Below are 23,727 nucleotides of genomic sequence, written 5' to 3' on the forward strand. Positions count from 1 at the left end.
TCCGATTTTTTTAGTTTTAAATAAATCGGTAAATAATAACTTCTGAGGTTTTGTTTTAATTTGCACAGATCTTTTGCGAAAAATTGAAATACCACAAAGAAGATAAAATTACATTATGATAGAATTTTTCAAGCATTTTTTACAAGAATTCGAATTACCGCTTAGCAATCCAGTATTGATTTTCTCGTTAATACTTTTCATTATTCTCTTGTCGCCTATTTTATTAAAAAAAATCAATATTCCCGGGATTATTGGGCTTATTATTTCTGGAGTAATCATTGGACCACACGGACTTAATATTCTGGCAAAAAATTCGGCAGTAGATTTGTTTTCTACAATTGGGCTTCTTTATATTATGTTTATCGCGGGACTTGAGTTGGATATGAATGAGTTTAAAGCCAACCGAAATAAGAGTTTATTATTCGGTTTTTTTACCTTTATTTTTCCGTTAACGATAGGGTTTCCGGTTTGTTATTATTTGTTACAATACGATTTTAATGCTAGTTTTTTAACCGCGAGTATGTTTGCAACACACACTTTGGTGGCGTACCCAATTGTAAGTAAACTTGGTATTGCAAAAAATCAGGCTGTTGCAATTACTGTTGGAGGAACAATATTAACTGATACAGCTGTTTTGATTATTCTGGCTGTTATTATGGGAAGCAGTCAGGGAAACCTGAATCAGGCTTTCTGGATAAAACTAACAGTTTCATTGGCTATTTTCTCAGCCATTATGTTTTTGGTTATTCCGAGAATCGCAAAATGGTTCTTTAAAAAATTAGAAAGCGAAAAACACGCTCATTATATCTTTGTACTCTCTGTTGTTTTCTTTGCGGCCTTTTTAGCCGAAGTAGCAGGAGTAGAGCCCATTATTGGAGCGTTCGTTGCTGGTCTGGCATTAAATCCTTTAATTCCGCATTCGTCGGCATTGATGAATAGAATAGAGTTTATCGGGAATTCATTGTTTATTCCTTTTTTCCTGATTTCGGTAGGAATGTTGGTTGATATCAGCGTGATTCTTAGCGGACCAACGGCATTAATTGTGGCGGGAACTTTGAGTGTTGTAGCTATTTTTGGAAAATGGATTGCGGCATTTTTTACTCAGATTGTTTTTAAATATACGAAGACTGAAAGACAACTTATTTTTGGATTAAGCAGTGCACATGCTGCCGCAACGTTAGCCGTTATTTTGGTTGGATTTAAAGCAAAGATTCTGGACGAAAACATCTTAAACGGAACTATTATCTTAATATTAATTACTTGTATTGTTGCTTCGTTTGCAACTGAAAAAGCAGCTAAAAAAATAGCAATTTGCGAAGAAGAGGTTTCGCATGAAGATGCACATAGCGATCAAATTTTAGATGAACATATTTTAATTCCGTTAGCCAAAACTTCTGCGACGGCTACTTTACTGGATTTTGCTCTTTTAATTAAAGATAAAAAATCAGCTAATCCGGTCACTTTGTTAACGATTGTACCAAATAATGATCAGGCCGAAAAGAATATTCTAAAGTATAGAAAAGCAGTTGATAAATTTGTTATTCAGGGATCTGCTTCAGAAGTAAAAATAAATACAATTGCCAGAATCGACCATAATCCCGCGAGTGGAATTGCGAGAACTTCTAAAGAAATCATGTCAGATATTGTGATTGTAGGCTGGCCAAGAAAAACGGGTTTTCTGGATAAGATTTTTGGAGAAAATGTAGATTCAATTATCAATAATGTAGATAAAAGTTTATTTATCTGCAGGTTTCAAAAGACTTTTATAGAAGAAAAAAGATTGGTGTTTATTTGTCCGCCTTTTTCTGAAAGAGGAATTGGATTTCATCTTTTATTGCAGAAAATCTGCCGATTATCTCAAGAATTAAGTATTCCGATTGTGATTTACGCTGAATATAAAACGCATCAGGCAATCCAGCAAATTGCTGTTAATTTGAAATTAAATGCTAAGTTAGGTTTTAAAAGTATTATGGATTGGGATGATTTTGAATCGATCTCAGAAGAAATAAAACTGACAGATTTAATAGTCTTTAATTTATCGAGAAAAGGATCTGTTTCTTATCAGTCGATCTTTGACAAATTACCACAGAAATTTGAGCGATTATTTAATGAAAATAATCTGATTTTGGTTTATGCCCATGATGACCGCAAAGGAACATCTATGGATGCGTATGAAGATTTTACTGCAACTCCATTAACGAAAGGTATTGAAGCCATTGAGCAAATTGGTCGAGGATTAGGGAATATTTTGAAGAAGGGGTAATTTTGATTATGAATTGTCTAAAAGTAGTATCTATTGTTGCATTTTTGATTTTGATAAGCTGTCAGCATAAAAAGCAGGAATCTTTATCAGAATCAAAAAAAACTACAATTTTAAAAGGGGAGAATTTTGATGTATTTAATTCTCAATTTCATTCAGATTCTGTTTTTCAGATTTCAAGAGTAGACTTTCCTATTGATGGAATCTCGGTTTCGGGTTTTGACAGACACAACTGGACTAAAGAAAATTGGAAGTTTATAAATGTTCCGGTTTCTGAGAAAAATGAAATACAAAATTACGCACATAGTTTGGTAAAAACCGATACTTTGATAATCGAAAGATTTTGGATTCCTGATAGTGGTTTTGAAGTCGAAAGACAGTTCAAACTCATTAAAAACAAATGGTTCCTGGTTTATTATAATAATATCAATTTATAAAACAGCATTTCGATTATGGATGATCTACTAGAAATAATGTCAAAATGCGATTTTCCAAAAAGGGATATAAAAGCTTCTGTTGAAGTAGCTGATGTTGAGTCGTATTCAGGTTTAAAACTCCCGAAAGATTATATTTTTTATCTTGAAAATTATTTTGGTATTGACCAGTTTATTGGTGTTGAATTTATTAATCTCTGGAGTTTAGAAGAAATTATTGAAGCGAATAAAAACTATAATATAGTTGAAGAATTGAGCAGAACTATTGGGATTGGTTCAAACGGAAGCGGCGAATTTATAGGGATTGAAATAGATCAATCTGATAATGTAAAAATAATACTTTCTCCTTTTATTGATTTGGATAGTAAACATAATATTGAAATTGGAAAGTCATTTACTGATTTTCTTATTCGTCTTGATCATAAAATTGAATGGTTTTCTTAAATTTATATAATTTATAAAACACAATAAGATGAATCACAAAGCAATTTCAATCAGACCTTTTATTGGAGCCAAAGATTTCGAAATTTCCAGAAATTTCTATCGGGATTTAGGTTTCGAAGAAGGAGTTTTAGATTCAAAGTTTTCTGTTTTTAAGACTGGAGATTTAGCCTTTTATCTTCAGGATTATTATGACAAAAGCTGGAACGAAAATACTATGATTTTTCTTGAAGTTGAAGATGTTGATTATTACTATAATCAGTTATTGGCTTTGAACTTAACTAAAAAATATGGAGTTAAGTTAACACCTACAGTGCATTTAGATTGGGGAAGCGAATGTTTTTTACACGATCCGTCTGGTGTTTTATGGCACTTTGGGAAGTTTAATAAATAGTTTTTGTCACGAAGGTACAAAGGCGCAAGTTTTTTAATTTGCTATATAAAAATCGGCTAAATGAATTGTGTTGCTTTCTCTTTGGTACCAATCATTATAAACTAGTTCCATATTTTTTACCTTGAATTTCCCAAAATCATAATTGCGAAATTTTTCTGCAATTTGTATTAATTTTTCTGGGTTTTCAAGCTTTTCCTGAAATCGCATAACTGTGGTATGTGCAGTTGCTATTGTGTATCGACTATCTATACTTTGTTCCAGAGCTGACTTTTTAAAGTCTTCACGAAGTTTATTCCTGAAATTATTCAATGATTCATCAGTAGGGTAACCTTGAATCATTATCGCAGAAGGTGAAGCTGTAATACCTCGAAATTCAATTTTAATTTTATCGAGATGCACTAAACTTTGTTGAATTACGTCGACATATTTGCGAATGTTTATTTTATCTAAAGTAAAACCTTCGTAGCATGAAATAATTGACATGACCGTGATATGAATATCTGAATCAGGATAGTAATATTGATTGGGTTCAATTGCCTTTAATTCATCTAAAAACAGCTGAATATTGGCTTTTATTATTTCGCTTGGACGGATTAATAACGTGATGCCAAATCTGGAATCAGATACATTATTTATTTGCGTATCTAATTTATAATTTCCGTTTAAAATTTCTCCGGAAGATTTGGTATAAAGCTGATTGTAATGTTCAGTTAAATTCATTTAAAATTATTTCTTTTTTGCTTTTTCAAGGTTTTCTTTCACTCTAAACTTTACAATTTTGGTTATTAAATCTAATGGTATTGGTTCATTAAGGGGAAATTGTACGGAACCTTTTCCTGATTTATATTTTGAGAGCTCCTCTTTAAAAGCTTCGTGACCACTAGGCAAAGCATACAGACCAATATGATTTTTGAAAGCTGCAAAGTATACAACGATTCCGTCTTGGTCAAAAGCCGGCATCGAATAACTAATTTTTTCTTTGGCATGCGGAGCAGCTTTCTGAATTGTTGTTCTGATTTCCTTCAAAATCTCCTGAATATTATTTGGGAATGCGCCAATATATTCGTCGATATCTGCAGGTTTCTTTATGTCCATTTTTTTTGTTTTTTTTGGTTTGAGGTTTCAAGTTTTCGTAACTAACCTGAAACAAAAAAAAAATGAAACTTTTTTATGCAAGTCCTTTAGGAAAGCGGTCCAAAACTAAATTCAGTTCTATTTTGTGTTCTAGATATGCTTTTGCTCCGGCTAAGACTAAAGTAAAACCTTCGGTTGAGTTTCTGACCTGATCGATTATTTTATCAGCATCTCCTTTTAATCCTGAATTGATAATGCTTACAAAAGTTTCATGTTCGTTTAGTGGGCTAAATATCCATTCGACTAATGTGGTTTCATCAGGATTTCCCCATTCGATCACAATCTTATGATTTTCCTGTAAAACTAGTGTTGTAACCGTTAGTGAAAAACCATACATTTCCCAAATCCATTCAGTGGTGGTATCTTGTTCTAATTTTCCGGAACCTTTTGTAAACCAAAATTTACGTGTTATTTCCGGGTCTGTAAAAGCCTGAAAAACTTCTGAAACAGGTTTTCTAATCAGCATTTCGGCTTTTGCGAAGTGGTTGTTTTCTGCTTTCATTTTTTAATAAGAAGTTATAGGTTAGATGTTAAGTGCTAAAATATAGAGGTTTAGAAGTAAATGTAAATATAATTCTAATTTTTTATTTTTTGGCTCTAATTGTTTAACTTCTCGGGATGAGCGTTTTACTTATGCTTTTTCCTTGTCAATCCATTTTCCAACAGTTGGCGCTACATAATTTTTCATTTGATCTAATAAATCATCAATGTTATCACTTACTAATAACATTTGCTGATTGATATCTTTCAATAAACCTTTCTCAACCATAACTTTTGTTAATTCAATCAATGCATCATAAAAACCATTGATGTTTAAAATGGCAATAGGTTTTTTATGAAGTCCTAATTGTGCCCATGTCAGCATTTCAAAAAGTTCTTCAAGAGTTCCAAAACCGCCCGGAAGTGCAATTACGCCATCACATAAGTCGTTCATTTTGGTTTTTCTTTCATGCATGCTTTCTACTAAAATCAATTCAGTTAAACCTAAATGTACAATTTCTTTCGATCGTAAAAAATTAGGTAAAACTCCAATTGCTTTTCCTCCTGCATTCAAAACTCCATCTGCTATTGCGCCCATCAAACCAACATTTGCGCCACCATAAACCAATTCGATATTTTGTTTAGCTAAAGTCTGTCCAAGTAAAGTTGCTTGTTCTTTGTAAATTTCATCGGTACCAAAACTGGAACCGCAGAAAACGGTAATTCTTTTCATTGTTTATCTTTTGTTTCAGTAAATGTTATAATTTATAATCTTCAACCTTTAACTCATATTCAAAATGAGGCATATTAAGAGGAATATTACTGATAGCACTTATTTCACCAATTTTTACACTGCCTAATTTTGATACTGCTTTTTGCGAACGAATATTATCTGCACCAATATGAAATAGTATCGAATCTACATGTTGAAAAGCATAATCTATTAATAGTTTTTTATTTGATTTATTGTATAATCCACCCCAGAATTTTCGACCAATAAAGGTAAAACCTATTGCAATACTGGATTTCTCCGGATTGTAATCATAATAACGGGTATTGCCTATAATTTCATTTGTTTTTTTATCTAAAATCAAAAAAGCACTTTTTGAGTTGATTGCAGCATCAAAAAAAGGTCTGAAAACTTCTATTTTATATCGGTCTTTAATTGGATGCTGTTCCCAAATTAAAGGATCTGAAGCTACTTTATAAAGTGCGTCAAAATCACTTTCCTGCAATAGAATTAGTTTTGTTATTTCGTCTTCTAAAATTTCCGGTTGTAAATTGAATTCTGAATTATTCATTTCTTAAAGTTTTAAAGTTTTCGTTTACTACTAAAGTTTACGAATGAGCACGAATTTAAAATAAAAAATTTACTTTAGTTTTTTGGGAATTGTTTGTTTTGCCACAGATTACAGGATTAAAATGATTTTATATATGAAGTTTATTTCGATGCCAAGGAGGCTCTGGCGATAGCGAACAGGCGAAGCAAATCACACATGAAACTCCGCAAAGAAATGCCGACAATCTTGGTCGATCAACTAGTGTGATTTCTCTCTTCGATCGAAATGACAAAAAAGGAGAATAAGATATAAAAATCTACGAGAACCGGTTTAATCTGGTTAATCCGTGAGCGATTATATATTCTTAATCTGAACGCAGGAAACATTTTCCACTTTAACTTCTTTTCCCACTTTTTTAAGTAATCCGGTTTTTGAATTTCTTTTAAATACTACTACATTTCCTGAATTGACATTTGTAGCGACTAAAAACTTTCCACTTTCATCGATGGCAAAGATTCGTGGATGTTTTCCTAAAGTCGACTGGTAACCAATGTTTTTCAAAAGTCCCTTTTCATCAATAGAGAAAATGGCAATATTATTTTCTTTGCCCCGATTTGTGGCGTATAGAAATTTTCCGTCTGGTGAAATATGAATATCAGAACTTTCAAAACCAGATGTTATTACATCAGGATGTGTGTTGATGCGCTGAATTTGTTTTAAAGTTCCGTTTTCGTATTGGTAGACACTTATTGATCCGGACATTTCTTCGATACAATAACCCAATTTTTCATTAGGGTGAAAAGTCAAATGTCTGGGTCCGGCTTCTAAATCAGTTTTAGTAAACGGCACTTTTGTTTCGAGCAAAGGCTGTTTTTGATTTTCATCAAAACGATAACAACGGATTTTATCAGCGCCTAAATCGGGTAGAAATAGATAATCATTTTGAGGCGAAAACACAGTCGAATGAACATGAGATTTTGTTTGTCTTTCTTTATTGATACTTCCATCAGAATATTGGTGATTTTGTGCAATCGAATCGATTTTTCCGTTTTCTAATAGTGGATGTACTGAAACACTTCCTTCTGTATAATTACCGTTTACCAGCCATTTACCATTTTTATGAACAGAGAGATAAACAGGATTTTCGCCGCCGCTTGATTGTTTGTTTAAAAAAGTCAATGTTTTGTTTTCCGGATTAAATTCAAAACTGCTTACGCTTCCTGCATTTGGCGTTTTTGTATCTGTGCATGCATATAGATATTTTCCGTTTGGCGATAAAGTCAAATACGAAGGATTGATAGTGTTTTTTGCTGATGTTACTTTGCTTAATTTCCCTCCTAAAGTATCTAACTGATACACCTGAATAGATTCTGCAGCCAAATCACGATTGTAACTTCCTAAAAAGACATAAGTATTTTGCGAGAAACTATTTAAAGTGATCAGAAAAGTAATTGCGAAAAAGGTTATTTTTTGTTTCATGTTTTTTGCAAGGTTTATTTTTGTTTCAGGTTTCAGGTTTCAAGTTTCAATTTGCAGTTACAGTCGCATTTTATATCTATACTCTCTATCCTATACTCTCTATTCTAAAATCTACAATTACTTAATCCCTTTCCACCATTGTTGAAATTCTTGTTTTTCATTTTTCAATTCTACTAATTCCCCAATTTTTGGAGTTATCAACGGAATCGGATTTTCTGAAGCGGCATTCAATTGAGTCACTTTTATCAAAGGTTCATCCCAAGGATGCAGCGCTAATGGAAATTTTGAAGAATGTACCGGAAACACGCGTTTTGCTTTTAGGTCGTTCATGGCTTTTATCACATCCTCAGGCAAATTATGAATGTATTTCCATGCCGGATTATATTGACCGTTGTCGATAAGTGCAATATCAAAAGGTCCAAATTTATTACCAATTTCAGCATAATGCGTGTCGTAACCGCTGTCTCCTCCCAAATACATTTTAAAATCTTTGGTTGCTAAAACAAAAGACGTCCAAAGCGTATTGCAACGATTAATACTTCTGCCCGAAAAGTGTCTTGATGGAGTAGTATAAAGTGTCAAATTTTGATCGAGCTCGATTTTTTCATGCCAGTCTTTTTCGATAATAATTTCTTTTGGAAAATTCCAAAATTCAAAATGTGAACCCACGCCAAGTGCACAAACTATTTTTTTGATTTTTGGTTTTAGCTCCATGATTGTTTTATAATCCAGATGGTCATAATGATCGTGTGTAATCAGCAAATAATCAATTTCAGGAAAGTCATCGGCGGTATAAATATCAGTTCCTTTAAATGCTTTTGTAGTTCCGTAAATAGGAGAGGCGTTGCCGCTAAAAACAGGATCAATCAGGAATCGTTTTCCTTCAAGCTGAATGTAATAGGAGGAGTGTCCAAACCAAACCAAAACATCCTGATTGATAGGGAGCTCCTTTAGATTGGTTTTTATGGATGGAATTGTATCAGTGGGAATTTTACGGTCTACTTTTTTAAACAAAAAATTATAGAAAACTTTAGAGAAGCTGTAACCTTCGGCAAGTTCTGGTGTAAAAGAGATGTTTTCGAATTTTCCGTTTTTATATTGAGGCGACTTTTGCATTAAAGCCAATCTTGCTCCTGATGGTTTTTTGCCATATCTGGGATGTTGTAAAACAAAAATAAGAACGGCGCACAAAAGAATTAGTATGGTAAGTATCATGGTTATAATTTAATTTGAAGGATATAAATTTTTTAAGTATTCTAAAGAAAGTGAAATCATATTTTTAAGAACTTCAATATCAATATCGGCTAATTTTTTAATATAAATACAGCCTTTAGAGGCTTTATGTTTTCCTAATTTAGAAATTAGTTCCTCTCTATTTTCTGGCGAGACATATATATAAAGCGATATCGCTGCTTTTCTTGGAGAAAATCCCACAAGTGGCGCATCGCCTTCATGACCGCTAGCATATTTATAATGATAATTTCCGAAACCAATAATGCTTGGTCCCCACATTTTGGGTTCTAAACCAGTGATTTCCTGTATTATTTGAATAAGTTTAAACGCATCATTTCTTTTGGCTTCATCTTCAACAAAAGCATTTATAAAATCAACAATACTTTCATTTGTTTCAGTAGTTTTATTCTTTGCCATTTTATTTTATTCTAATTAAGTAAATCACTTTTCATCAGGATATTTTTGATTTTAAATTCGTTGATATAAAACAAATCACGATTTTGATTCATCTGGTTTTCTAAAATAATTAAACTGATATCGCTTTCAGGAAAATATAAATTTACAGATGAAAAACCGTCGCCTAAACCTGTGTGACCAACATATTTAACAGGTTCTTTATCTACGATTCTAAAGCCATATCCGTAGCCTATCTTTTCTTTTGCAAAGAAATTATTTTGAGCGGTTATGTTATATTTAAACAGTAATTGATAACTCTCTGGTTGTAGTAATTTTCCCTTATGAAGATTTTCATTCCAAATTGCTATATCATCCGCAGTCGAAACAATTCCGTTAGAAGCCGTACTTTTTAAAGTGATCATCGTTTTTGATACTATCTTAAAACTATTATTTGTGTTGATATATCCTGAAACTAAATTCTTAATTGGAGCTGCAGAAAAGCATAGTGTATTTTTCATCTTTAGTTCTTTAAAAAATGCATTTGCTATTTCCTGATAACTTTTTTTAGTAACAGATTTTATTATTTCCCCCAGTAAACTATATCCTAAATCTTCATATTTAAAATCAGTTCCCGGTTTAAATGCCAGCGGTTTTTGTAAATCGATTATTCCGTGTGTGTGATTTAAAAGTTGATGAACCGTAACTGAATCTGCCCAGGCTTGGGTAAGTTCAGGTAAATATTTTTTTATAGGTGCCTGTAAATCAATTCGGCCTTGTTCTACTTCTTTTAAGATTAAAACAGCCGTGATTTGTCTCGTATTCGACATTATTTCAAATTGGCTGTCTGTTTTTAAACGTTTTCGGGTTTCAAAATTGGTAAAACCATATGTTTTATTATAAACTGTTTTTCCGTTTTTAGCAATCAGGACAACGCCATTAAATATTGGATCGCTAACGCTGATTAAACTGTCAATTTGAGCAGCGTAATTATTTTTTTTCTGAGCAAATAAAAAGCTGTTAGAAAATAAAAGTATGAAAGAAAATAGGAAAGAGATTCTGAAGTGGGAATTCATTTTTTAAGATTGTTTTTTTGTTTCAGGTTTAAGGATTCGAGTTTTGATCTCAGTTTTTAGTTTCGGTCTTCAGCGACTGAGATTAAAAATTATTGAGTTACATAGTTAACTTCTGTGTTATTTGAATTTGATAAATCGGCATTGCTGTAATCATTCTTTGAATTGTTTTGTGAAATATAGTTTCTTTGAAAAGGGATCTATTAATTCTAAAAGAAAATTCATCAAAATAAGATTGAATATGTTTTTTACTAACATGAGTTGGAACTGTTCTTATCCAAGATTTTATTTGATGAATCACAATGTGCATCTCTTTGAAATTCTTTCCTTTTTTACTTTCTTTTTGTTCTATATCATAACTCTTTTTTAATGGACTATAACCTCTCCATTTGTCAGTAAATATTTTAGCATTTGTACTAATGTGCTCTTCAAAAATCGGAGTCAATGATTTAGCAGAATAATCATCAATTGCTTTAACATACACACGTTTTACTTTGTTTTTATCCGTTAATTCAACTGCTATTACTGCTTTGGTCTTTTTAGTATCGTAGCTTCTTCCTTGCTTGCCATCTTCTTGTCCGCCAACTACAAATTCATCAACATGAACTATATTAGACAAAGGATATTTCTGGCTACTTTTCATGGCAACCCGAACTTTTTGCATAAAAAACCAAGCTGTTGTTTGGCTAATTCCGTAGCGTTTTCCAATTTGAATACTCGATAAACTTTTACTACTGGTTGTCATTTCAAAAACTATTAAAAATGCTTTTTGTAAACCAAATTTCACCTTATGAAACAATGTATTTGCTGTAGCACTTTCAACATGATTGCAACTGTAACAATGATAAGTGAATCCTGATTTTTCACAACCTCTTTCTGATCCACATTTGCTACATTTAAAACCATCCAGCCATTTAATTTTACTCAAATATGCTTTACAGGCATCATCATTTGGGAATTCTTTTACTAGATTGAGTATATTTTGACCTTTAAATTCTTCCATAAGTACTATTTTATAACTACTAAAATACAGAATCTAAATTAATAACTCAAAAAAATTATTCTATCAGAACATTCCATTTATGTTAATAGGTTCTCTTGGAATAGGTTGTCCCAAATCCCAGAGTTCAACAATTTTATCTGCTTTGAATTTAAGTATATGAACGACCGCAAAACCTAAGTCGACAGGGGTTTGTTTTAAATGCGAATGTACAGCAACCAGATTTCCATCTTCAAGAATATGGTGAATTTTAAAAACTTTATTTGGGTTTGTTCTCGTTGATTCTTCCATTGCCAGCATCAACGTATCGGCATCACCTTTAAAATAGGCATTATGATGTTTGAATTTTTCACCAACATATAAACGAAATGCTTCATGAGAATGCCCGTTTGCAGCGAGTTTTAAAAAGTCCTGGGCTATTTCTTTCTTAGTCATGGTTCTGGAATTTAAAAGCTAACTAAGTTATAAAATAAGTATCTATGAAAATCAAAAAGTACTTAATAATTTTAGTCCAGACGTTTAAATTCATAAATACCATTATAACTTGGTCCGGCCCAAAAAAGGAACAAGAATGCGCCTGTATTATCTACGGCTTCATTTATAATTAAATTATTGTTTTTAGAAATGGCGATGCGTCTTTTATTGTTATTACATCCGCCAAAAAGGTAGGGTATTCCGGTACATTTAAGATATTTATTGTCGAGATAAAACATTCCGTCTTTTTTTAGCTCACCCTTGATTTGCTGTTTTTTTATGCTGTAATTATTCCTGAATAATTCGACGTTTAATTGGGTATTATTGCTGATTTTTAATTCGATATGATAGTTGACAAGGCCATTTATAATAGAATCTATATTTTCAAATTTTAAACTTTCGGTTGTTATGTAATTGTATGAATTGATATATTTTTTTGAAGTTTCTATATTTGAATGCTCATTTTTTTTGTCGAATTTTTTTATTGGTGAGAAGGTAAATTTTCCATTAAAAGAATCCAAATTTTTGTTGTCAATTGTAGTATAATCGTTTTTGAAATCCTTTGTTGAAAAAGAAGCACAATTTAGTAATGAAACTGAAATTAATAATAGTAGAAATGTTTTTATGATCTTTTTCATATGTAATCCGATTACAAAATAATTAATTCATTAGATTTTAGATATCGATTTTCATTGATTACTTTTTTTGCTTCCGGGCTGATCCAAAAGTTTGGGCGATATAGTTTTGCTGGACTTTGTACTTTCGCTTTATGAGATATTGATTTGATGTTTTTTACTAATTTATTAAATAAATTATAATTATTAAAAGTATGTGCATCAATTATGGAATTATTTCCATCAGTTAAAAAGCTTACAAATTTGGGATACGTCAATTCTAGTCCAATAGTTCCTTCTGTATTCATGAAGGCCACACTTAAACTTTCTTTATCTTTAATAAAGTAAAGGTAAAAAGGAGTTATATTAATTACCGGTTCAGTAGGTCTAACACGTTTAAATTCTTTAGATACTATTTCGTTTTTATCATCAATATTTTCAAAATCTATTTTGTCAATATCATCTGTAATCGATATTCGAATTTTATCTTCATAAAACCAGTGTTCTTTTCTATCGTATTCTTTCTCTCCGATTATAATTTCGTTAAAAAAATCTTTGTAACCTGTAAATACATATGGTTTATCAGTTGCTTTATAATCGATAGGAACTCTTGTATTTGTGATAACAAAGTAAAATTGAAGTTCTGTAAAAAGAGATTCAAATTCATTGGGTGTAAGTATGAAGTTAAATTTATTCCATCCTTTTCCAGAACCGAGTCCGCCAAAATAGCCCATAAGTTACAATTTAAGTTTAAGAGAGTATAAAGTTTACAATAGCTTCCGAATGTATTTTTGTCGTATCAAAAACAGGAACATCAAAATGGGATTGGTCTATTAATAACGGGATTTCGGTGCATCCTAAGATAATACCTTCTGCACCGCGTGCAATAAGTTCGTTGGCAATTTTGATATAGTTTTGTTTCGATTCCGGATTAATGATTCCTCTTCCGAGTTCTTCTTTTAAAACATGCTGAATATAATCTCTTGTTTCTTGATTCTCAGGAATTAACACATTTAATCCAAAACTTTTGAGACGTTCTTTATAGAAATCCATTTCCATAGAAAAAGAAGTTCCTAAAAGTCCAACGGTAGTGATTTTTTGTTCTGTGATGGCTTTTGCCGTTTCAGTTGCAATGTGAATTAATGGTAAGCCAACTTCTTTTTCGATCTTGTCTGCATACATATGAGCTGTATTGGCGCACAATACAATCGCATCGACACCACTTTTCTTTAGGCTTAAGCAGGCATTTAATAAAAGTTCGTACGAATGAGCCCAGGTTTTTTCCTGAATATCACCAAAGTTCAAAGAGTAAATCAGGCATTCTGCAAATTGCAATCCCCCTAATTTTTTATTTACGCCTTCATTAATTAGTTTATAATAATCAATTGTAGAAACCCAGCTGATACCGCCTACGAGTCCAATTTTTTTCATTGCGTTTTATTTATAAATCTTCCGATTTTATTTGTGAAATATCGACGCCTAGCTTTTCAAATTCTTTTTGGCCCAGATCTGTAATATAAAAGTGTTTGTCTGTTGGTTTGTTTTTACTAATCCAGCCTTTATCAGTAAAAGTTTCTAGAAGTAATTGACCTAATTTTCCACCAATATGTTCATAACATGTTTTTGCAGGTTTTACGGTAATTGATTTCTCGCTCATTTTGATAATAGTTTAAATTATTAAATTTAAGACTTTTCGTTTGTTGCTATTTTTTTAGCCAGATAAGCCATAGGCAGATAAGCAAACACAATATCTATAACAGCATACCAAACAGGAGATGGCAATGTAAATACATTTACAATACCACCCAATAAAAAGAAACCTCCTATTGCTAAAGCGAATTTTGTTTTGTGATTGGCTGCAATTACAGCTGTTGTTCCGGCACCGGCAAGAGTGCCAATAGCATGTGCTAAAAACGGAAAAATAAAATGTCTTGGTTCAAATAGGTGTATGGTGGCTTTTAATCCTTCTATTGTGGTAATGTCTGCTCCTTTTGGAGGCGGAATAATCGAACTGCTCGTTAAGATAATAGCCATGTTAACAATACTTCCCACAAAAAGGCCAATGATTACAGCTAAAGTATTTTTTAAAATTGGATTCATAAACTTGTTTTTACACAACGAATTTATGAAAATTATGGAAGCTTTTGGTTGAAAGTTTTGGTAAATTAATTAAAAGATTGCCTGAATTCAAGCGGTGAGACATTTGTTTTGGTCTTAAACAATTTACTGAAAGACTGCTGATGTTCAAAACCCAGTTCAAAAGCAATTTCGCTTATAGATAAGTTAAATACAAAGTTGGGCAACATCAGGAGGATCACTGTCGCCAAATCTACGATTGTCGTAGTCTAAAGATGGGAGGGAAGTCCGGGAATTATTTCTCAGACAGTTTTTTTTCGTTTTCTGTTTGTGGTTTTCCCGTCGCATTTGGTTCACCTTTTCCGGTTGTGATCAGTTTTTTTAAACTATTCTGAATATAATTTGTCCAGGAGTCACTGCATATTTCGAAACATTCATATTCAGGATTCAAACCAAAATGAGTAAAGCGAAGTTCTGTTTTTCCATCTTTTTCCGTGATTTCAAAAGTCGGTTTAGTTCCCGTCCATTCAGTTCTGTCTTTGGTGAATTTAAAATAGTTTTGTTCCACCAGCCAGACAATTTTCTGATTTGGGATCACTTCGATCAGTTTAATTTTAGCTTTATGAATATCTTCGTAGTGATAATCGAAAACATCGTTAAGTTGGGCTGTATTGCCTTCAATTTCTTCAGACCACCAGCCTCGAACATTTGTAACAGCGTTAAAAACTTCTTGAGGAGATTGGTCTACTTTTATTGTTGTGGTAAAATCTGTTGCACTCATTTTATGTTTTTTAAAGTTGAATGTCAAATTTATTCTTTAAAAATCAATAAGTTAGGGTTGTAGAGGACAATTTTAAGGTGTATTTCGGACAAGTTTTAATTCTTAAATTCTGTATTTAAGATTTTAGAGTTAAAAACTTCGTGAGCCTTATAGTTAATTATGATGTCTAAATTAGGATAGTTTAATACACATCCAGCCTGCCTTGAGAATTGCTTTATCATGAACATACGCAATGCCTTGCTGTTTAATTATTTTTTGGCTTAAACGAACATTTTCAATGATAAATTTTACTTCGTCATCAAACTCTACACCTCCATAAAACTCTGCATTTTCAATACTCACTAATCCAAATATCCCATCTGTTACTCCCAGTAGTTTTACGCCGGCACCTCCGCATTGTGCCATCGCTTCTATTAAAATGGACCCGGGAATATACTCAATTTCAGGAAAACTGCTTCTTAGCCAGTTGTCTTTTTCATCAAATGTTTTCATGCCTACAATCGTTTCATTTGTAAATGATACTATCTCATCAACAAAAAGAAATGGCGAGCGGTGAGGAATAAGATTTTCAATGTTTTGAGTCATGTTTATAATTTTTGTGTTATCTGCAATATAAGCAATTTCATAAAATTATAAAAATGATTTAGTGATTGCTTTTATTTTCTCATTATATCCATTCGACTTATTTTTTGATTGGTTACTTCAAATATCACGACTTGTTCTGTCCTTTCGTTACTTCCATTTCGACCATAAATATATTCCTGAACAATTACTTTATTATCAAATTGGATTGTTTTTATTATTTCGGCACGAAGATTTGGTGAATTTTCGAATAAGGTAACGAACATTTTTTCGCATTCTTTTTTACCATCAATCGCTAATGTATCTGGGAAATTATAGATTTTGATGTCATCAGGATATAAAGGCATCATGCTTTTGATGTCTCTATTATTAAAAGCCAACATTTGGGCGTCGATAATTTGTTCGATTGTCATTTAATATGATTTTTAAGAAATTTCTTTTGAGGCTTTAATTAACTTTATTCTTTTCTCTTAAGAAGAATTGATTTTAATCGAACGAAAATACAAATTAAAAACTGAATCTTTTGAATCTGATAATCTGATACTACTTTTTGCAGCAAATTTCAAAAATTCAATAATTTTGAATCCTGATGCTTGGATATGCGGGAGTATAAGTGTTATTATCTGAATTTTTAGCAGATACAAAAAGGCGTATAATTGAAGTAGTTTTTTTTATATCGTTTTGTTTTTATTGAAAAATTTATTTCATACGGGTGTAACCAGATCCAAAGCAATCAAAACATTCGTCGCTTAAGAATAGTTCATCATTTTCGATTGTAAAAGACATTGGTATAAAATATTGTAAAGTATCAGTGCTGACAATCATTGGTCTTTGACCACCTAAAATTGATTTTCGAGTTTTTATTTCAAATTTTTTCTCAAAAAGTAACTTTCCATTAATATAGTTTCTATAAGTCGAACCTGAAAATTCGATATAAATAATTCTGCCTGTGGATTCAGGCGTAGAAGATGTTCCGGTAAATCCGCCACTCGATCCATTCCAATTCCATTTGCCTTCTAATGTTTTTTTTAATTTTGTATCAGAATCTTCGTTACTACATGAGCTTATTGTAATTAAAACGAGAAGTAAAAAGTATTTTTTCATGGTTTAAAAGGTTATTGGTTTAGTTAATAGATGAATATTTCGTTAAATGGTTGCGTCTTATTTTTTCTTAATGTTAAATTTATGTGTTTTAATGATATGTCTCTTGTCGGATATCAAAATTATTCTTTATGAGAAAAGAAAGTTGCCCTTTTATGATCTGGTCGTTTTAAACCCGTCAGGTTTGCTAAAGGAAGTTTGTTTAAGTATTCTTTCTGAAAATAGCAATCAATAAATTCGTAATAAAAATTGGCAAGGCAATAAAAACAATAAGCATGAACTCAGATATCAAAATAATATTGATTAATTGATACTCATCAAATAATAGAAAATCAGGATTGAATAAAAAAAGTTTGGAATAAAGAATGATAAGCCAGTAAAAAATAAAACTCCCAAGTACAATAAAAGAATGAATTAGGGTTAGGTATTTTTCCAGTGATTTCTTTAATACTCTATGAACAAACCAATATCCAAATCCATTTAAAAAGAAAAAGAGAAACAAAACAATGGCAACATGAAGCTGCGCAATTATAAAATATGTATCATGAACATTAATGTCTAATGTTTCGTCAGGATTAAATGTTCCGATCAATAAAACAATTATGGAAACAAACCAGAAAAGATGATAAACTTTTATTTTTTTTAAATTCATGTTTATTACTCAATTCTCTTCACAACATTATTTAAGTCCTTAACAACTGGTTTGAAAATAATTTTATTATCAGGAAAGTCTTTTTGCATATTTTTTCTTAGCTCGACAAAAGAACTGTAAGCAACTGGATCATATGAAATTGACTCATTGCAGGATATAGATATTTCGTAATTGTTATCGATTTTCTCTAAGTAGATGTATTTTGTAATAGAGTCATCAAAAAAAGTTTCTTTCGTAAAGGCCTTGGCAATTTTATTGACTTCGTTTTCATTGATATTAGTTTGGTAAACAATTTCGTGATTCATTGCTCCATACGTTTTTGTTGACTCCGAAATTCTTTCGTTTGCCGCTTCACTAAAAAAGGCAATGCCAAATATTACGCCTAAAGTTACGAGACACCCAATAAGAGATATACCTACTGTTCGCCACCAATTAAACTCTTGACCGCCATTTTGAATGTGTTGGACAATATTTTTCTCCTAATATGTTTTCGTCAGATAAGCTGCTATCCCCATATAAATAAATGGAAATACAATGTTAGGAATTTTAACGTCTTCAGGAATCATAAAAATCAAGCTGAAGATGACTATTGTCGAAAGAATTGTTATAATCCATGTATTTCTTACTTTATTATAATCGCCAAAAACTTTAAAGTTTTCAGCCATAAAATAACCCGCAACCAGCGGTCCTCCTAAAAAGGTCCCAACCCGAATTGCTTTTTCAGAATAAATTTTTTCTGTTGGTATTTCTTCGAATACTGATTTTTCAATTACTAATTCTTCCATGATTTATTACTAGTTTATTTACTGACGTTTTTTGGTCAGCAAAAGCATAAAATAAAGTAAGATATTTCGTTGAATTGGTACTTTTGCCAAGCCTAATTACATGGCTTAATTTTTCTATTGTTGGTGGTTTTAATTCTAGAGTATAATAAAGCGAATATTTCGTCTGGTTCGTTGTTCATTTATTTTATTAATGTAAAATTCATAGCAACTCAAACAAAATATAATCTCCATGTTCAGATGGACCTCTTTCTTTTTCTATGAATCCTTTTTGTTTATAAAAGGCAACGGCTTTGGTATTATTCTCAAGACATTTTAAAGTAATAGGAAAATTGGCTTTTTCAATTGCCGCTTTAAGTAATTGGGTTCCGATGCCTTTATCATGATATTTTTGATCGACATATAAATGATGAATAAAATTTTCGGGCAGCCAGACAGAGATAAAACCAACTACAACATTATCAAGAATAGCGACTAAAACTTCTTCGTCTTTAATTTCTGAATCAAAATCTTTCAAATGAAAACTAGAAGAATCAATCCACAAAAAAGTGGTTTGTCTTTCCTTTAAGAATAAGATTCTCAAAGCAGGAAGGTCGTTTTTTCTGATTTTAATTATTTCCATTATAGTTACTTGGTCTTGTAAAATGAATAAGTGCTTGTTTAGATTTCTATTTCGGCTCTAAAAACAACTACGGCATCACCTTTTATCTGAATCAATGCTGGTTTGTTGTCTTCTATACTAACTTTAACTTTTATAATTCCCAAACGGTCTATTTTTTCGCCTTGTCTTCCGTTGAACTCGAATTCATTATTTTTAAAATCAGCGATTTTGTTTTGTACCAAATAACCTCCTAAAGGTCCGTTTGCATTTCCGGTAACAGGATCTTCATTAATGCCAATTGCCGGGGCAAACATTCTGCCGTAGGTTAATATATCCTTATCGTTAGAATCGAAAGTAAAAACAAAATAACCATTACAGTTAATCTCTTTACTTAAATGTGCTAAGTCAGCATAATTGGGAGATAAGGAATTTAGTTTTGTTCTGCTTTTGATTCCTATCATTACTTTAGAATGTCCTGTTGAAGCAATCTGAATGGGACATTTTTCGTCGATATCTGATTTTTCAAGACCTAATGCTGTGATCATTTTTTGTGTTACATCAGCATCAAATGGTGGACTAAGTTCAAAACTTCCCTGAGTCATTATAATTTGATAGTCTTCGTTTTTCTTAATTATTTCAAACGGAAGAATACCCACTTTGGTTTTGAATCGTAGAATGCAGGAATCTAATTTTTCTTCGATTGCTTTTGCATACATGGCTGCAATTGTAGCATGTCCGCAAATTGGAACTTCGGTATTTGGGGTAAAGTATCGAATTACTCCATCGCAATCTGTACTGTCAGGAGGGAAAAGAAATGCAGTTTCGGAATTGTTTAATTCGCGCGCAATTTGTTGCATTTGATAATCATTCAGTCCATCTGCATTTACAACAACTCCGGCGGGATTTCCTTTGAATTTTTCTTTTGTGAAAGAATCAATTTGGTAGGTTATTAGTTTTTTCATTATGATTTTAAGCGGTATAAATAGTAATAAGATTTTTATTGATGTAATAACTGAATCATCAGCTTTTAGCCAAACGAAAATACAAATTATTATACGAAGTTTAGGTTTGGATATTATTGTTAATTGGTTCTTTTATCGTTATTGTTTTTTGCGTAATTGGGGCGATATCCTTTTGTGGCCCGGGAATACGCAAAAAAAATCCGACTTACTTTCATAAATCGGATTTTAAATAATGTCTTTATAATAATGGAACTAAATGATCCCATTTGAGTTCTTGAGCAAAATCTAAAGGTGTTTTATTGTTGTGCGTTTTCGCATTTTTATCAGCACCGGATTCTAATAGTACTTCGACAATTGTACTATTTCCTGCGATGGCTTCACGGTGCAAAAAAGTATATCCAAATTCATCCTGAGCAGTTAATTCATTAGGATTAGCTTTTATAAATTCAAGAAGACTTTCCTTCATATTCTTGCTCATAGGGTGTTCTGTAAGGTTTTCTGGCTTTTCTTTTTGTTCATAAGCAACCAGAATATCATCAAAATCCCCAAAATTTAATCCCCACGCTGCGTCATGGTCTTGTCTTTCGGTTTCGCTCATTTCTGAACGCATTGACTGTATCGTAAAACCTCCATAAGTTTTGTCTTGGGTTACAAATAACCAATCGCTAATTTGGTTTGCCGGAATCTCGACATATTCACCATTAGTAACATTAGTTAATTCGTCCGGATCATTTACCAGGATACCTTTGATTTTCTCGCCGTCAAAATTGATATCATTGATCCACATATGTTCTACCACTGTATTGCCATTTATTTCTTGTGTAAATGCCAGTTTTACGCAGGCAACGTCAAGTGCCGGAACGATTCTACGGTATTCCCAAGATAGTTCTCTCCAGAAATATTTAAAAGTTTCCTGTGCTTTTCTGAATGCGTCAATGATTTTTGGACTTTCTCCGTCGGCAAAGAATATTGGTGTATTTTCCATCACTTATATTTTTAGAATAATTATTTCTTTTTACGTAAATATAAATTTTTTGTCAGATAGTAAAAAGTGGACTTGTTGATTTTATGAATGTTTTAAGGAGTTGAGGTTTTATTTACAGCGTAAAAACAAAAAAATCCGATTTACAAAAGCAAATCGGATTCTATAAAGTAGTATTTTAATTCTATTCCAGTTTTTTTATGATCTGCGTTACTGCATTTTCTAAACCTTTATAATAATCGCCTTTTTTAAATTCGGGAATTGCAAAACTATTTATAATGCTTTTCGTTTCTTCCTCGGTTAGTTTATTGCGTGCCTCGTAGCTGCTCTGAATCTGGATTTGTCTTAACTCCTTGCTTAATACAATTAGAAATGTGGGATTCAATTTCAAATTATCGGATAGATAGTTTTTCAAATTAGAAGCATACTCCGGAACAGTTGTATAAGGTTGTATGGAAGAAATCGTGACTACAATAATTTTAGTTCCTGATTTTTTTTCAGAAGATTTTAGCGTTGTATTTAAAGTGGTAATTTGGGATGAGGTTAAGATTTTCTCGAAATCATTGAGATAATTATATGATTTTGAAAAAGTATTTTCTGTTACTGAATTTTGAAAAGTGCTTTTGTTTGACTGACCAAAAAAGGTACTTGGTAAAAGAAAAGAAATTGTAATAATGAAGAGTAGGTTTTTCATCTTAAAATAATTTTGGGTGCTGCAAAAATATCATTTTAATATTATAATCTTCTTTTGTTTTAGATCAAAAGAGGAATAATTTATTTGTCTTTTTATTGGTAATACAAATAAGTTAAATCTGATGTTTTATTAGTTTGTAAAAATGTATATTATTGTAAAAATATTCCCCAAAAGTATTTATTCTAAAGGCGGATATTCAATTCCTGCCTCTTTAATAAGTTTATATCCGTATTTCATAATTGTTTCAATTACAGGTATTGCTTTTTGTCCTTTTTCTGTTAATTTGTATTCTACTTTTGGAGGTACAGTGGGATAAACTTTTCTAGTAATTAGTCCTTTACTTTCAAGTTCTCTTAATTGGCTCGTAAGCATTTTGTCTGTAATATGCGGAATATCTTTTTTTAATTCGCTGAAACGTAAAATAGTGTTTTGTAATCTCCACAATATTGGCATTTTCCAAGTTCCGCCTATATGCGCTAAAGCAAATTCGATTGGAGTGTAATAGAGTTTTCTATCATAAAAAAAATCAGGCATTGTATAACTGTTTAAAAATCAGTTAACTTTCTTAAAAGTAAGTGTAGTACATAAAAGTAAGTAAAGTGTAAATGATTTATTACTTCTGCAAATTTGCAAAAAATAAATTTATGAAACGCACACTTTACATTTTAGCTTTAGGTACTTTCGGGATTGGAACCACAGAATTTGGAGTTATTGGAATTTTACCACAAATTGCTTCGGCTTTCTCTGTCACAATTGATAAAGCAGGATGGCTTTTAAGTTCATTTGCATTGACAGTGGCTATATTTGGCCCATTTGTAATGCTTCTGTTATCCTCAATTAATAAAAAGAAATTAATGTTGTTTGTATTGGGAATTTTTGCTATTTCAAACATTATGTCTGTATTTGCTAATAGCTTTTCGTTTTTATTAATAGCAAGAATATTGCCGGCATTTTTGCATCCGGTATTTTGGTCTATTGCTCTTGCCTTGGCAGCAAATACTTTACCTGATAATCAATCTTCAAAAGGAGTTGCCATTGTTTTTGGTGGATTTACTCTTGCCTGTGTTTTTGGGATTCCTCTGGCAACATTTATGGCAACATTATTTAATTGGCAATCGTCTTTTATACTATGTGCTATTATTAATGTTTTATCTTTTATTGGGGTATTACTTTTTTTACCATCAACTCTAATTGTTGAAAAACAAACGATTGGATCGCAAAGTAAAATTCTTAAAAAGCCTGTATTCTGGATAAATTTTATTTTATCATTTTTAATGATAGCCGCAATGTATTCTACATACGGCTATATGGCAGATTTTTTGGGTAAAATTACCGGAATGAATGGAATGCAGATTAGTTATACATTATTAATTTTTGGGATAAGCGGAGTTGGAGGTAATTGGCTGGCAGGAAGATTTTTGAGTAAAAATGTTTTGACGACTATTTTAGTCTTTATAATAGCGCTATTAATTGTTCATGTTTTGTTGTTTTTTTATGGATTTTACTATATTCCTATGTTATTGCTGGTAATGGTATGGGGTTTTGTACATACATCAGGATTTTTAATAAGCAATGTAAACCTGACTTCATCGGCGCCGGAATCTGCGGAATTTATTAATAGCATTTTTACCACATGCGGAAATTCTGCTGTAACGTTTGGTACGTTGTTAGGAGGATATTTTATATATCATTTTGAGATAAAGTATATTATTTGGTCAAGTGTTATTCTACTTGTAACTGCTTTAATTTTTTGGTTTTTAAAAAGGTTTAGTAGTTTTAAATAAAATCTTTTATAACGATCATTTGTGTTTATTAAGCGAAATAA

The 23,727-nt window shown here is 31.7% G+C and carries 33 protein-coding genes and 1 pseudogene; 5 read left to right on the forward strand and 29 right to left on the reverse strand.

The window, feature by feature from the left end; all coding sequences use genetic code 11:
- Window positions 1-115: 115 nt before the first annotated feature.
- Genes ACQKCJ_RS10120 through ACQKCJ_RS10135 form a run of 4 tightly spaced genes read left to right on the forward strand, consistent with a single transcriptional unit; the run spans window position 116 to window position 3,529 of the window.
- Window positions 116-2,263 carry a cation:proton antiporter gene (locus tag ACQKCJ_RS10120; protein WP_271338319.1) on the forward strand — a complete coding sequence of 716 codons (2,148 nt, stop codon included), beginning with the start codon at window positions 116-118 and terminating at the stop codon, window positions 2,261-2,263.
- An 8-nt stretch (window positions 2,264-2,271) separates the two neighbouring features.
- The gene (locus ACQKCJ_RS10125) at window positions 2,272-2,697 is read left to right on the forward strand and encodes a hypothetical protein (protein WP_427401960.1); all 426 of its coding nucleotides are present in this window, start codon (window positions 2,272-2,274) and stop codon (window positions 2,695-2,697) included.
- 15 nt (window positions 2,698-2,712) lie between these two features.
- The gene (locus ACQKCJ_RS10130) at window positions 2,713-3,138 is read left to right on the forward strand and encodes an SMI1/KNR4 family protein (RefSeq protein ID WP_427401961.1); all 426 of its coding nucleotides are present in this window, start codon (window positions 2,713-2,715) and stop codon (window positions 3,136-3,138) included.
- A 28-nt stretch (window positions 3,139-3,166) separates the two neighbouring features.
- Entirely contained in the window at window positions 3,167-3,529 is a 363-nt protein-coding gene (locus ACQKCJ_RS10135) for a VOC family protein (RefSeq protein WP_427401962.1), read from the forward strand.
- Window positions 3,530-3,562: 33 nt separating this feature from the next.
- On the opposite strand, the gene ACQKCJ_RS10140 is transcribed toward ACQKCJ_RS10135, so the two are convergent.
- From ACQKCJ_RS10140 to ACQKCJ_RS10280, 29 genes and pseudogenes are all read right to left on the reverse strand, one after another.
- Entirely contained in the window at window positions 3,563-4,249 is a 687-nt protein-coding gene (locus ACQKCJ_RS10140; protein ID WP_427401963.1) for a mutarotase, read from the reverse strand.
- Window positions 4,250-4,255: 6 nt separating this feature from the next.
- Window positions 4,256-4,624, reverse strand: coding sequence for an iron chaperone (locus tag ACQKCJ_RS10145; RefSeq protein ID WP_427401964.1), 369 nt, complete (start codon window positions 4,622-4,624; stop codon window positions 4,256-4,258).
- A 73-nt stretch (window positions 4,625-4,697) separates the two neighbouring features.
- Window positions 4,698-5,165, reverse strand: coding sequence for an SRPBCC family protein (locus tag ACQKCJ_RS10150; RefSeq protein WP_271338313.1), 468 nt, complete (start codon window positions 5,163-5,165; stop codon window positions 4,698-4,700).
- 129 nt (window positions 5,166-5,294) lie between these two features.
- Window positions 5,295-5,876, reverse strand: a complete 582-nt coding sequence (locus ACQKCJ_RS10155) for a TIGR00730 family Rossman fold protein (RefSeq protein WP_427401965.1) — start codon at window positions 5,874-5,876, stop codon at window positions 5,295-5,297.
- A 25-nt stretch (window positions 5,877-5,901) separates the two neighbouring features.
- The gene (locus ACQKCJ_RS10160) at window positions 5,902-6,444 is read right to left on the reverse strand and encodes a GNAT family N-acetyltransferase (RefSeq protein WP_427401966.1); all 543 of its coding nucleotides are present in this window, start codon (window positions 6,442-6,444) and stop codon (window positions 5,902-5,904) included.
- Between the two features lie 333 nt (window positions 6,445-6,777).
- Window positions 6,778-7,902, reverse strand: coding sequence for a lactonase family protein (locus ACQKCJ_RS10165; protein WP_427401967.1), 1,125 nt, complete (start codon window positions 7,900-7,902; stop codon window positions 6,778-6,780).
- Between the two features lie 117 nt (window positions 7,903-8,019).
- Window positions 8,020-9,117 carry an MBL fold metallo-hydrolase gene (locus ACQKCJ_RS10170; RefSeq protein WP_427401968.1) on the reverse strand — a complete coding sequence of 366 codons (1,098 nt, stop codon included), beginning with the start codon at window positions 9,115-9,117 and terminating at the stop codon, window positions 8,020-8,022.
- Window positions 9,118-9,126: 9 nt separating this feature from the next.
- Complete coding sequence (locus ACQKCJ_RS10175) at window positions 9,127-9,552, reverse strand: DUF1801 domain-containing protein (RefSeq protein ID WP_427401969.1); 426 nt, start codon at window positions 9,550-9,552, stop codon at window positions 9,127-9,129.
- 11 nt (window positions 9,553-9,563) lie between these two features.
- On the reverse strand, window positions 9,564-10,604 hold the full coding sequence (locus tag ACQKCJ_RS10180) for a serine hydrolase domain-containing protein (RefSeq protein WP_427401970.1): 1,041 nt from the start codon (window positions 10,602-10,604) through the stop codon (window positions 9,564-9,566).
- 97 nt (window positions 10,605-10,701) lie between these two features.
- A complete protein-coding gene (locus ACQKCJ_RS10185; RefSeq protein ID WP_427401971.1) occupies window positions 10,702-11,604 on the reverse strand; it encodes an IS1595 family transposase in 903 nt (300 codons plus the stop codon).
- Between the two features lie 63 nt (window positions 11,605-11,667).
- Entirely contained in the window at window positions 11,668-12,036 is a 369-nt protein-coding gene (locus tag ACQKCJ_RS10190; RefSeq protein WP_427401972.1) for a nuclear transport factor 2 family protein, read from the reverse strand.
- A gap of 71 nt (window positions 12,037-12,107) precedes the next feature.
- A complete protein-coding gene (locus ACQKCJ_RS10195) occupies window positions 12,108-12,713 on the reverse strand; it encodes a hypothetical protein (RefSeq protein ID WP_427401973.1) in 606 nt (201 codons plus the stop codon).
- Between the two features lie 11 nt (window positions 12,714-12,724).
- A complete protein-coding gene (locus ACQKCJ_RS10200) occupies window positions 12,725-13,423 on the reverse strand; it encodes a hypothetical protein (RefSeq protein ID WP_427401974.1) in 699 nt (232 codons plus the stop codon).
- A gap of 16 nt (window positions 13,424-13,439) precedes the next feature.
- Window positions 13,440-14,120, reverse strand: a complete 681-nt coding sequence (locus ACQKCJ_RS10205) for an aspartate/glutamate racemase family protein (RefSeq protein ID WP_271338304.1) — start codon at window positions 14,118-14,120, stop codon at window positions 13,440-13,442.
- Window positions 14,121-14,130: 10 nt separating this feature from the next.
- On the reverse strand, window positions 14,131-14,346 hold the full coding sequence (locus ACQKCJ_RS10210; RefSeq protein WP_271338303.1) for an ArsR family transcriptional regulator: 216 nt from the start codon (window positions 14,344-14,346) through the stop codon (window positions 14,131-14,133).
- 26 nt (window positions 14,347-14,372) lie between these two features.
- Window positions 14,373-14,789, reverse strand: coding sequence for a hypothetical protein (locus tag ACQKCJ_RS10215; RefSeq protein WP_271338302.1), 417 nt, complete (start codon window positions 14,787-14,789; stop codon window positions 14,373-14,375).
- Between the two features lie 65 nt (window positions 14,790-14,854).
- Window positions 14,855-14,974, reverse strand: a pseudogene (locus tag ACQKCJ_RS10220) (helix-turn-helix domain-containing protein); the annotation flags it as partial.
- 86 nt (window positions 14,975-15,060) lie between these two features.
- On the reverse strand, window positions 15,061-15,546 hold the full coding sequence (locus ACQKCJ_RS10225) for an SRPBCC family protein (RefSeq protein WP_427401975.1): 486 nt from the start codon (window positions 15,544-15,546) through the stop codon (window positions 15,061-15,063).
- A gap of 171 nt (window positions 15,547-15,717) precedes the next feature.
- Window positions 15,718-16,131 (reverse strand): 3-hydroxyacyl-ACP dehydratase FabZ family protein, encoded by a 414-nt coding sequence (locus ACQKCJ_RS10230; protein ID WP_271338300.1) that lies wholly within the window; start codon window positions 16,129-16,131, stop codon window positions 15,718-15,720.
- 71 nt (window positions 16,132-16,202) lie between these two features.
- Entirely contained in the window at window positions 16,203-16,541 is a 339-nt protein-coding gene (locus tag ACQKCJ_RS10235) for a nuclear transport factor 2 family protein (RefSeq protein ID WP_271338299.1), read from the reverse strand.
- Window positions 16,542-16,827: 286 nt separating this feature from the next.
- Window positions 16,828-17,232 carry a hypothetical protein gene (locus ACQKCJ_RS10240; RefSeq protein ID WP_271338298.1) on the reverse strand — a complete coding sequence of 135 codons (405 nt, stop codon included), beginning with the start codon at window positions 17,230-17,232 and terminating at the stop codon, window positions 16,828-16,830.
- Window positions 17,233-17,431: 199 nt separating this feature from the next.
- Entirely contained in the window at window positions 17,432-17,881 is a 450-nt protein-coding gene (locus tag ACQKCJ_RS10245) for a hypothetical protein (protein WP_427401976.1), read from the reverse strand.
- 5 nt (window positions 17,882-17,886) lie between these two features.
- On the reverse strand, window positions 17,887-18,186 hold the full coding sequence (locus tag ACQKCJ_RS10250; protein ID WP_427401977.1) for a hypothetical protein: 300 nt from the start codon (window positions 18,184-18,186) through the stop codon (window positions 17,887-17,889).
- A 174-nt stretch (window positions 18,187-18,360) separates the two neighbouring features.
- Entirely contained in the window at window positions 18,361-18,666 is a 306-nt protein-coding gene (locus tag ACQKCJ_RS10255; protein WP_271335665.1) for a hypothetical protein, read from the reverse strand.
- A gap of 199 nt (window positions 18,667-18,865) precedes the next feature.
- A complete protein-coding gene (locus tag ACQKCJ_RS10260) occupies window positions 18,866-19,285 on the reverse strand; it encodes a GNAT family N-acetyltransferase (protein WP_271335666.1) in 420 nt (139 codons plus the stop codon).
- A gap of 38 nt (window positions 19,286-19,323) precedes the next feature.
- Entirely contained in the window at window positions 19,324-20,226 is a 903-nt protein-coding gene (locus ACQKCJ_RS10265; protein ID WP_271335667.1) for a PhzF family isomerase, read from the reverse strand.
- A gap of 238 nt (window positions 20,227-20,464) precedes the next feature.
- On the reverse strand, window positions 20,465-21,211 hold the full coding sequence (locus ACQKCJ_RS10270) for a DUF2314 domain-containing protein (RefSeq protein ID WP_271335668.1): 747 nt from the start codon (window positions 21,209-21,211) through the stop codon (window positions 20,465-20,467).
- A 181-nt stretch (window positions 21,212-21,392) separates the two neighbouring features.
- Window positions 21,393-21,902, reverse strand: coding sequence for a TPM domain-containing protein (locus ACQKCJ_RS10275; protein ID WP_271335669.1), 510 nt, complete (start codon window positions 21,900-21,902; stop codon window positions 21,393-21,395).
- Window positions 21,903-22,079: 177 nt separating this feature from the next.
- Window positions 22,080-22,436, reverse strand: a complete 357-nt coding sequence (locus tag ACQKCJ_RS10280; protein WP_271335670.1) for a winged helix-turn-helix transcriptional regulator — start codon at window positions 22,434-22,436, stop codon at window positions 22,080-22,082.
- A gap of 110 nt (window positions 22,437-22,546) precedes the next feature.
- Here ACQKCJ_RS10280 and ACQKCJ_RS10285 point away from each other — a divergent pair, with 110 nt between their 5' ends.
- Window positions 22,547-23,686, forward strand: coding sequence for an MFS transporter (locus ACQKCJ_RS10285; RefSeq protein ID WP_427401978.1), 1,140 nt, complete (start codon window positions 22,547-22,549; stop codon window positions 23,684-23,686).
- Window positions 23,687-23,727 lie beyond the last annotated feature (41 nt).

Origin of the sequence: Flavobacterium sp. NPDC079362 (assembly GCF_050267765.1) — a bacterium.
In the GTDB taxonomy this organism is placed as follows: domain Bacteria; phylum Bacteroidota; class Bacteroidia; order Flavobacteriales; family Flavobacteriaceae; genus Flavobacterium; species Flavobacterium azizsancarii.

What these genes read in the sequence shown, in the direction of transcription:
- ACQKCJ_RS10225 (WP_427401975.1), bottom strand. Translation starts at nt 15,546, where the DNA reads ATGAGTGCAACAGATTTTACCACAACAATAAAAGTAGACCAATCTCCT.
- ACQKCJ_RS10185 (WP_427401971.1), bottom strand. Translation starts at nt 11,604, where the DNA reads ATGGAAGAATTTAAAGGTCAAAATATACTCAATCTAGTAAAAGAATTC.
- ACQKCJ_RS10280 (WP_271335670.1), bottom strand. Translation starts at nt 22,436, where the DNA reads ATGCCTGATTTTTTTTATGATAGAAAACTCTATTACACTCCAATCGAA.
- ACQKCJ_RS10130 (WP_427401961.1), top strand. Translation starts at nt 2,713, where the DNA reads ATGGATGATCTACTAGAAATAATGTCAAAATGCGATTTTCCAAAAAGG.
- ACQKCJ_RS10120 (WP_271338319.1), top strand. Translation starts at nt 116, where the DNA reads ATGATAGAATTTTTCAAGCATTTTTTACAAGAATTCGAATTACCGCTT.
- ACQKCJ_RS10125 (WP_427401960.1), top strand. Translation starts at nt 2,272, where the DNA reads ATGAATTGTCTAAAAGTAGTATCTATTGTTGCATTTTTGATTTTGATA.
- ACQKCJ_RS10245 (WP_427401976.1), bottom strand. Translation starts at nt 17,881, where the DNA reads ATGAATTTAAAAAAAATAAAAGTTTATCATCTTTTCTGGTTTGTTTCC.
- ACQKCJ_RS10145 (WP_427401964.1), bottom strand. Translation starts at nt 4,624, where the DNA reads ATGGACATAAAGAAACCTGCAGATATCGACGAATATATTGGCGCATTC.
- ACQKCJ_RS10235 (WP_271338299.1), bottom strand. Translation starts at nt 16,541, where the DNA reads ATGACAATCGAACAAATTATCGACGCCCAAATGTTGGCTTTTAATAAT.
- ACQKCJ_RS10210 (WP_271338303.1), bottom strand. Translation starts at nt 14,346, where the DNA reads ATGAGCGAGAAATCAATTACCGTAAAACCTGCAAAAACATGTTATGAA.
- ACQKCJ_RS10265 (WP_271335667.1), bottom strand. Translation starts at nt 20,226, where the DNA reads ATGAAAAAACTAATAACCTACCAAATTGATTCTTTCACAAAAGAAAAA.
- ACQKCJ_RS10260 (WP_271335666.1), bottom strand. Translation starts at nt 19,285, where the DNA reads ATGGAAATAATTAAAATCAGAAAAAACGACCTTCCTGCTTTGAGAATC.
- ACQKCJ_RS10175 (WP_427401969.1), bottom strand. Translation starts at nt 9,552, where the DNA reads ATGGCAAAGAATAAAACTACTGAAACAAATGAAAGTATTGTTGATTTT.
- ACQKCJ_RS10215 (WP_271338302.1), bottom strand. Translation starts at nt 14,789, where the DNA reads ATGAATCCAATTTTAAAAAATACTTTAGCTGTAATCATTGGCCTTTTT.
- ACQKCJ_RS10250 (WP_427401977.1), bottom strand. Translation starts at nt 18,186, where the DNA reads ATGAATCACGAAATTGTTTACCAAACTAATATCAATGAAAACGAAGTC.
- ACQKCJ_RS10150 (WP_271338313.1), bottom strand. Translation starts at nt 5,165, where the DNA reads ATGAAAGCAGAAAACAACCACTTCGCAAAAGCCGAAATGCTGATTAGA.
- ACQKCJ_RS10230 (WP_271338300.1), bottom strand. Translation starts at nt 16,131, where the DNA reads ATGACTCAAAACATTGAAAATCTTATTCCTCACCGCTCGCCATTTCTT.
- ACQKCJ_RS10195 (WP_427401973.1), bottom strand. Translation starts at nt 12,713, where the DNA reads ATGAAAAAGATCATAAAAACATTTCTACTATTATTAATTTCAGTTTCA.
- ACQKCJ_RS10140 (WP_427401963.1), bottom strand. Translation starts at nt 4,249, where the DNA reads ATGAATTTAACTGAACATTACAATCAGCTTTATACCAAATCTTCCGGA.
- ACQKCJ_RS10285 (WP_427401978.1), top strand. Translation starts at nt 22,547, where the DNA reads ATGAAACGCACACTTTACATTTTAGCTTTAGGTACTTTCGGGATTGGA.
- ACQKCJ_RS10155 (WP_427401965.1), bottom strand. Translation starts at nt 5,876, where the DNA reads ATGAAAAGAATTACCGTTTTCTGCGGTTCCAGTTTTGGTACCGATGAA.
- ACQKCJ_RS10135 (WP_427401962.1), top strand. Translation starts at nt 3,167, where the DNA reads ATGAATCACAAAGCAATTTCAATCAGACCTTTTATTGGAGCCAAAGAT.
- ACQKCJ_RS10165 (WP_427401967.1), bottom strand. Translation starts at nt 7,902, where the DNA reads ATGAAACAAAAAATAACCTTTTTCGCAATTACTTTTCTGATCACTTTA.
- ACQKCJ_RS10255 (WP_271335665.1), bottom strand. Translation starts at nt 18,666, where the DNA reads ATGGAAGAATTAGTAATTGAAAAATCAGTATTCGAAGAAATACCAACA.
- ACQKCJ_RS10205 (WP_271338304.1), bottom strand. Translation starts at nt 14,120, where the DNA reads ATGAAAAAAATTGGACTCGTAGGCGGTATCAGCTGGGTTTCTACAATT.
- ACQKCJ_RS10275 (WP_271335669.1), bottom strand. Translation starts at nt 21,902, where the DNA reads ATGAAAAACCTACTCTTCATTATTACAATTTCTTTTCTTTTACCAAGT.
- ACQKCJ_RS10170 (WP_427401968.1), bottom strand. Translation starts at nt 9,117, where the DNA reads ATGATACTTACCATACTAATTCTTTTGTGCGCCGTTCTTATTTTTGTT.
- ACQKCJ_RS10180 (WP_427401970.1), bottom strand. Translation starts at nt 10,604, where the DNA reads ATGAATTCCCACTTCAGAATCTCTTTCCTATTTTCTTTCATACTTTTA.
- ACQKCJ_RS10160 (WP_427401966.1), bottom strand. Translation starts at nt 6,444, where the DNA reads ATGAATAATTCAGAATTCAATTTACAACCGGAAATTTTAGAAGACGAA.
- ACQKCJ_RS10200 (WP_427401974.1), bottom strand. Translation starts at nt 13,423, where the DNA reads ATGGGCTATTTTGGCGGACTCGGTTCTGGAAAAGGATGGAATAAATTT.
- ACQKCJ_RS10270 (WP_271335668.1), bottom strand. Translation starts at nt 21,211, where the DNA reads ATGGAAAATACACCAATATTCTTTGCCGACGGAGAAAGTCCAAAAATC.
- ACQKCJ_RS10240 (WP_271338298.1), bottom strand. Translation starts at nt 17,232, where the DNA reads ATGAAAAAATACTTTTTACTTCTCGTTTTAATTACAATAAGCTCATGT.
- ACQKCJ_RS10190 (WP_427401972.1), bottom strand. Translation starts at nt 12,036, where the DNA reads ATGACTAAGAAAGAAATAGCCCAGGACTTTTTAAAACTCGCTGCAAAC.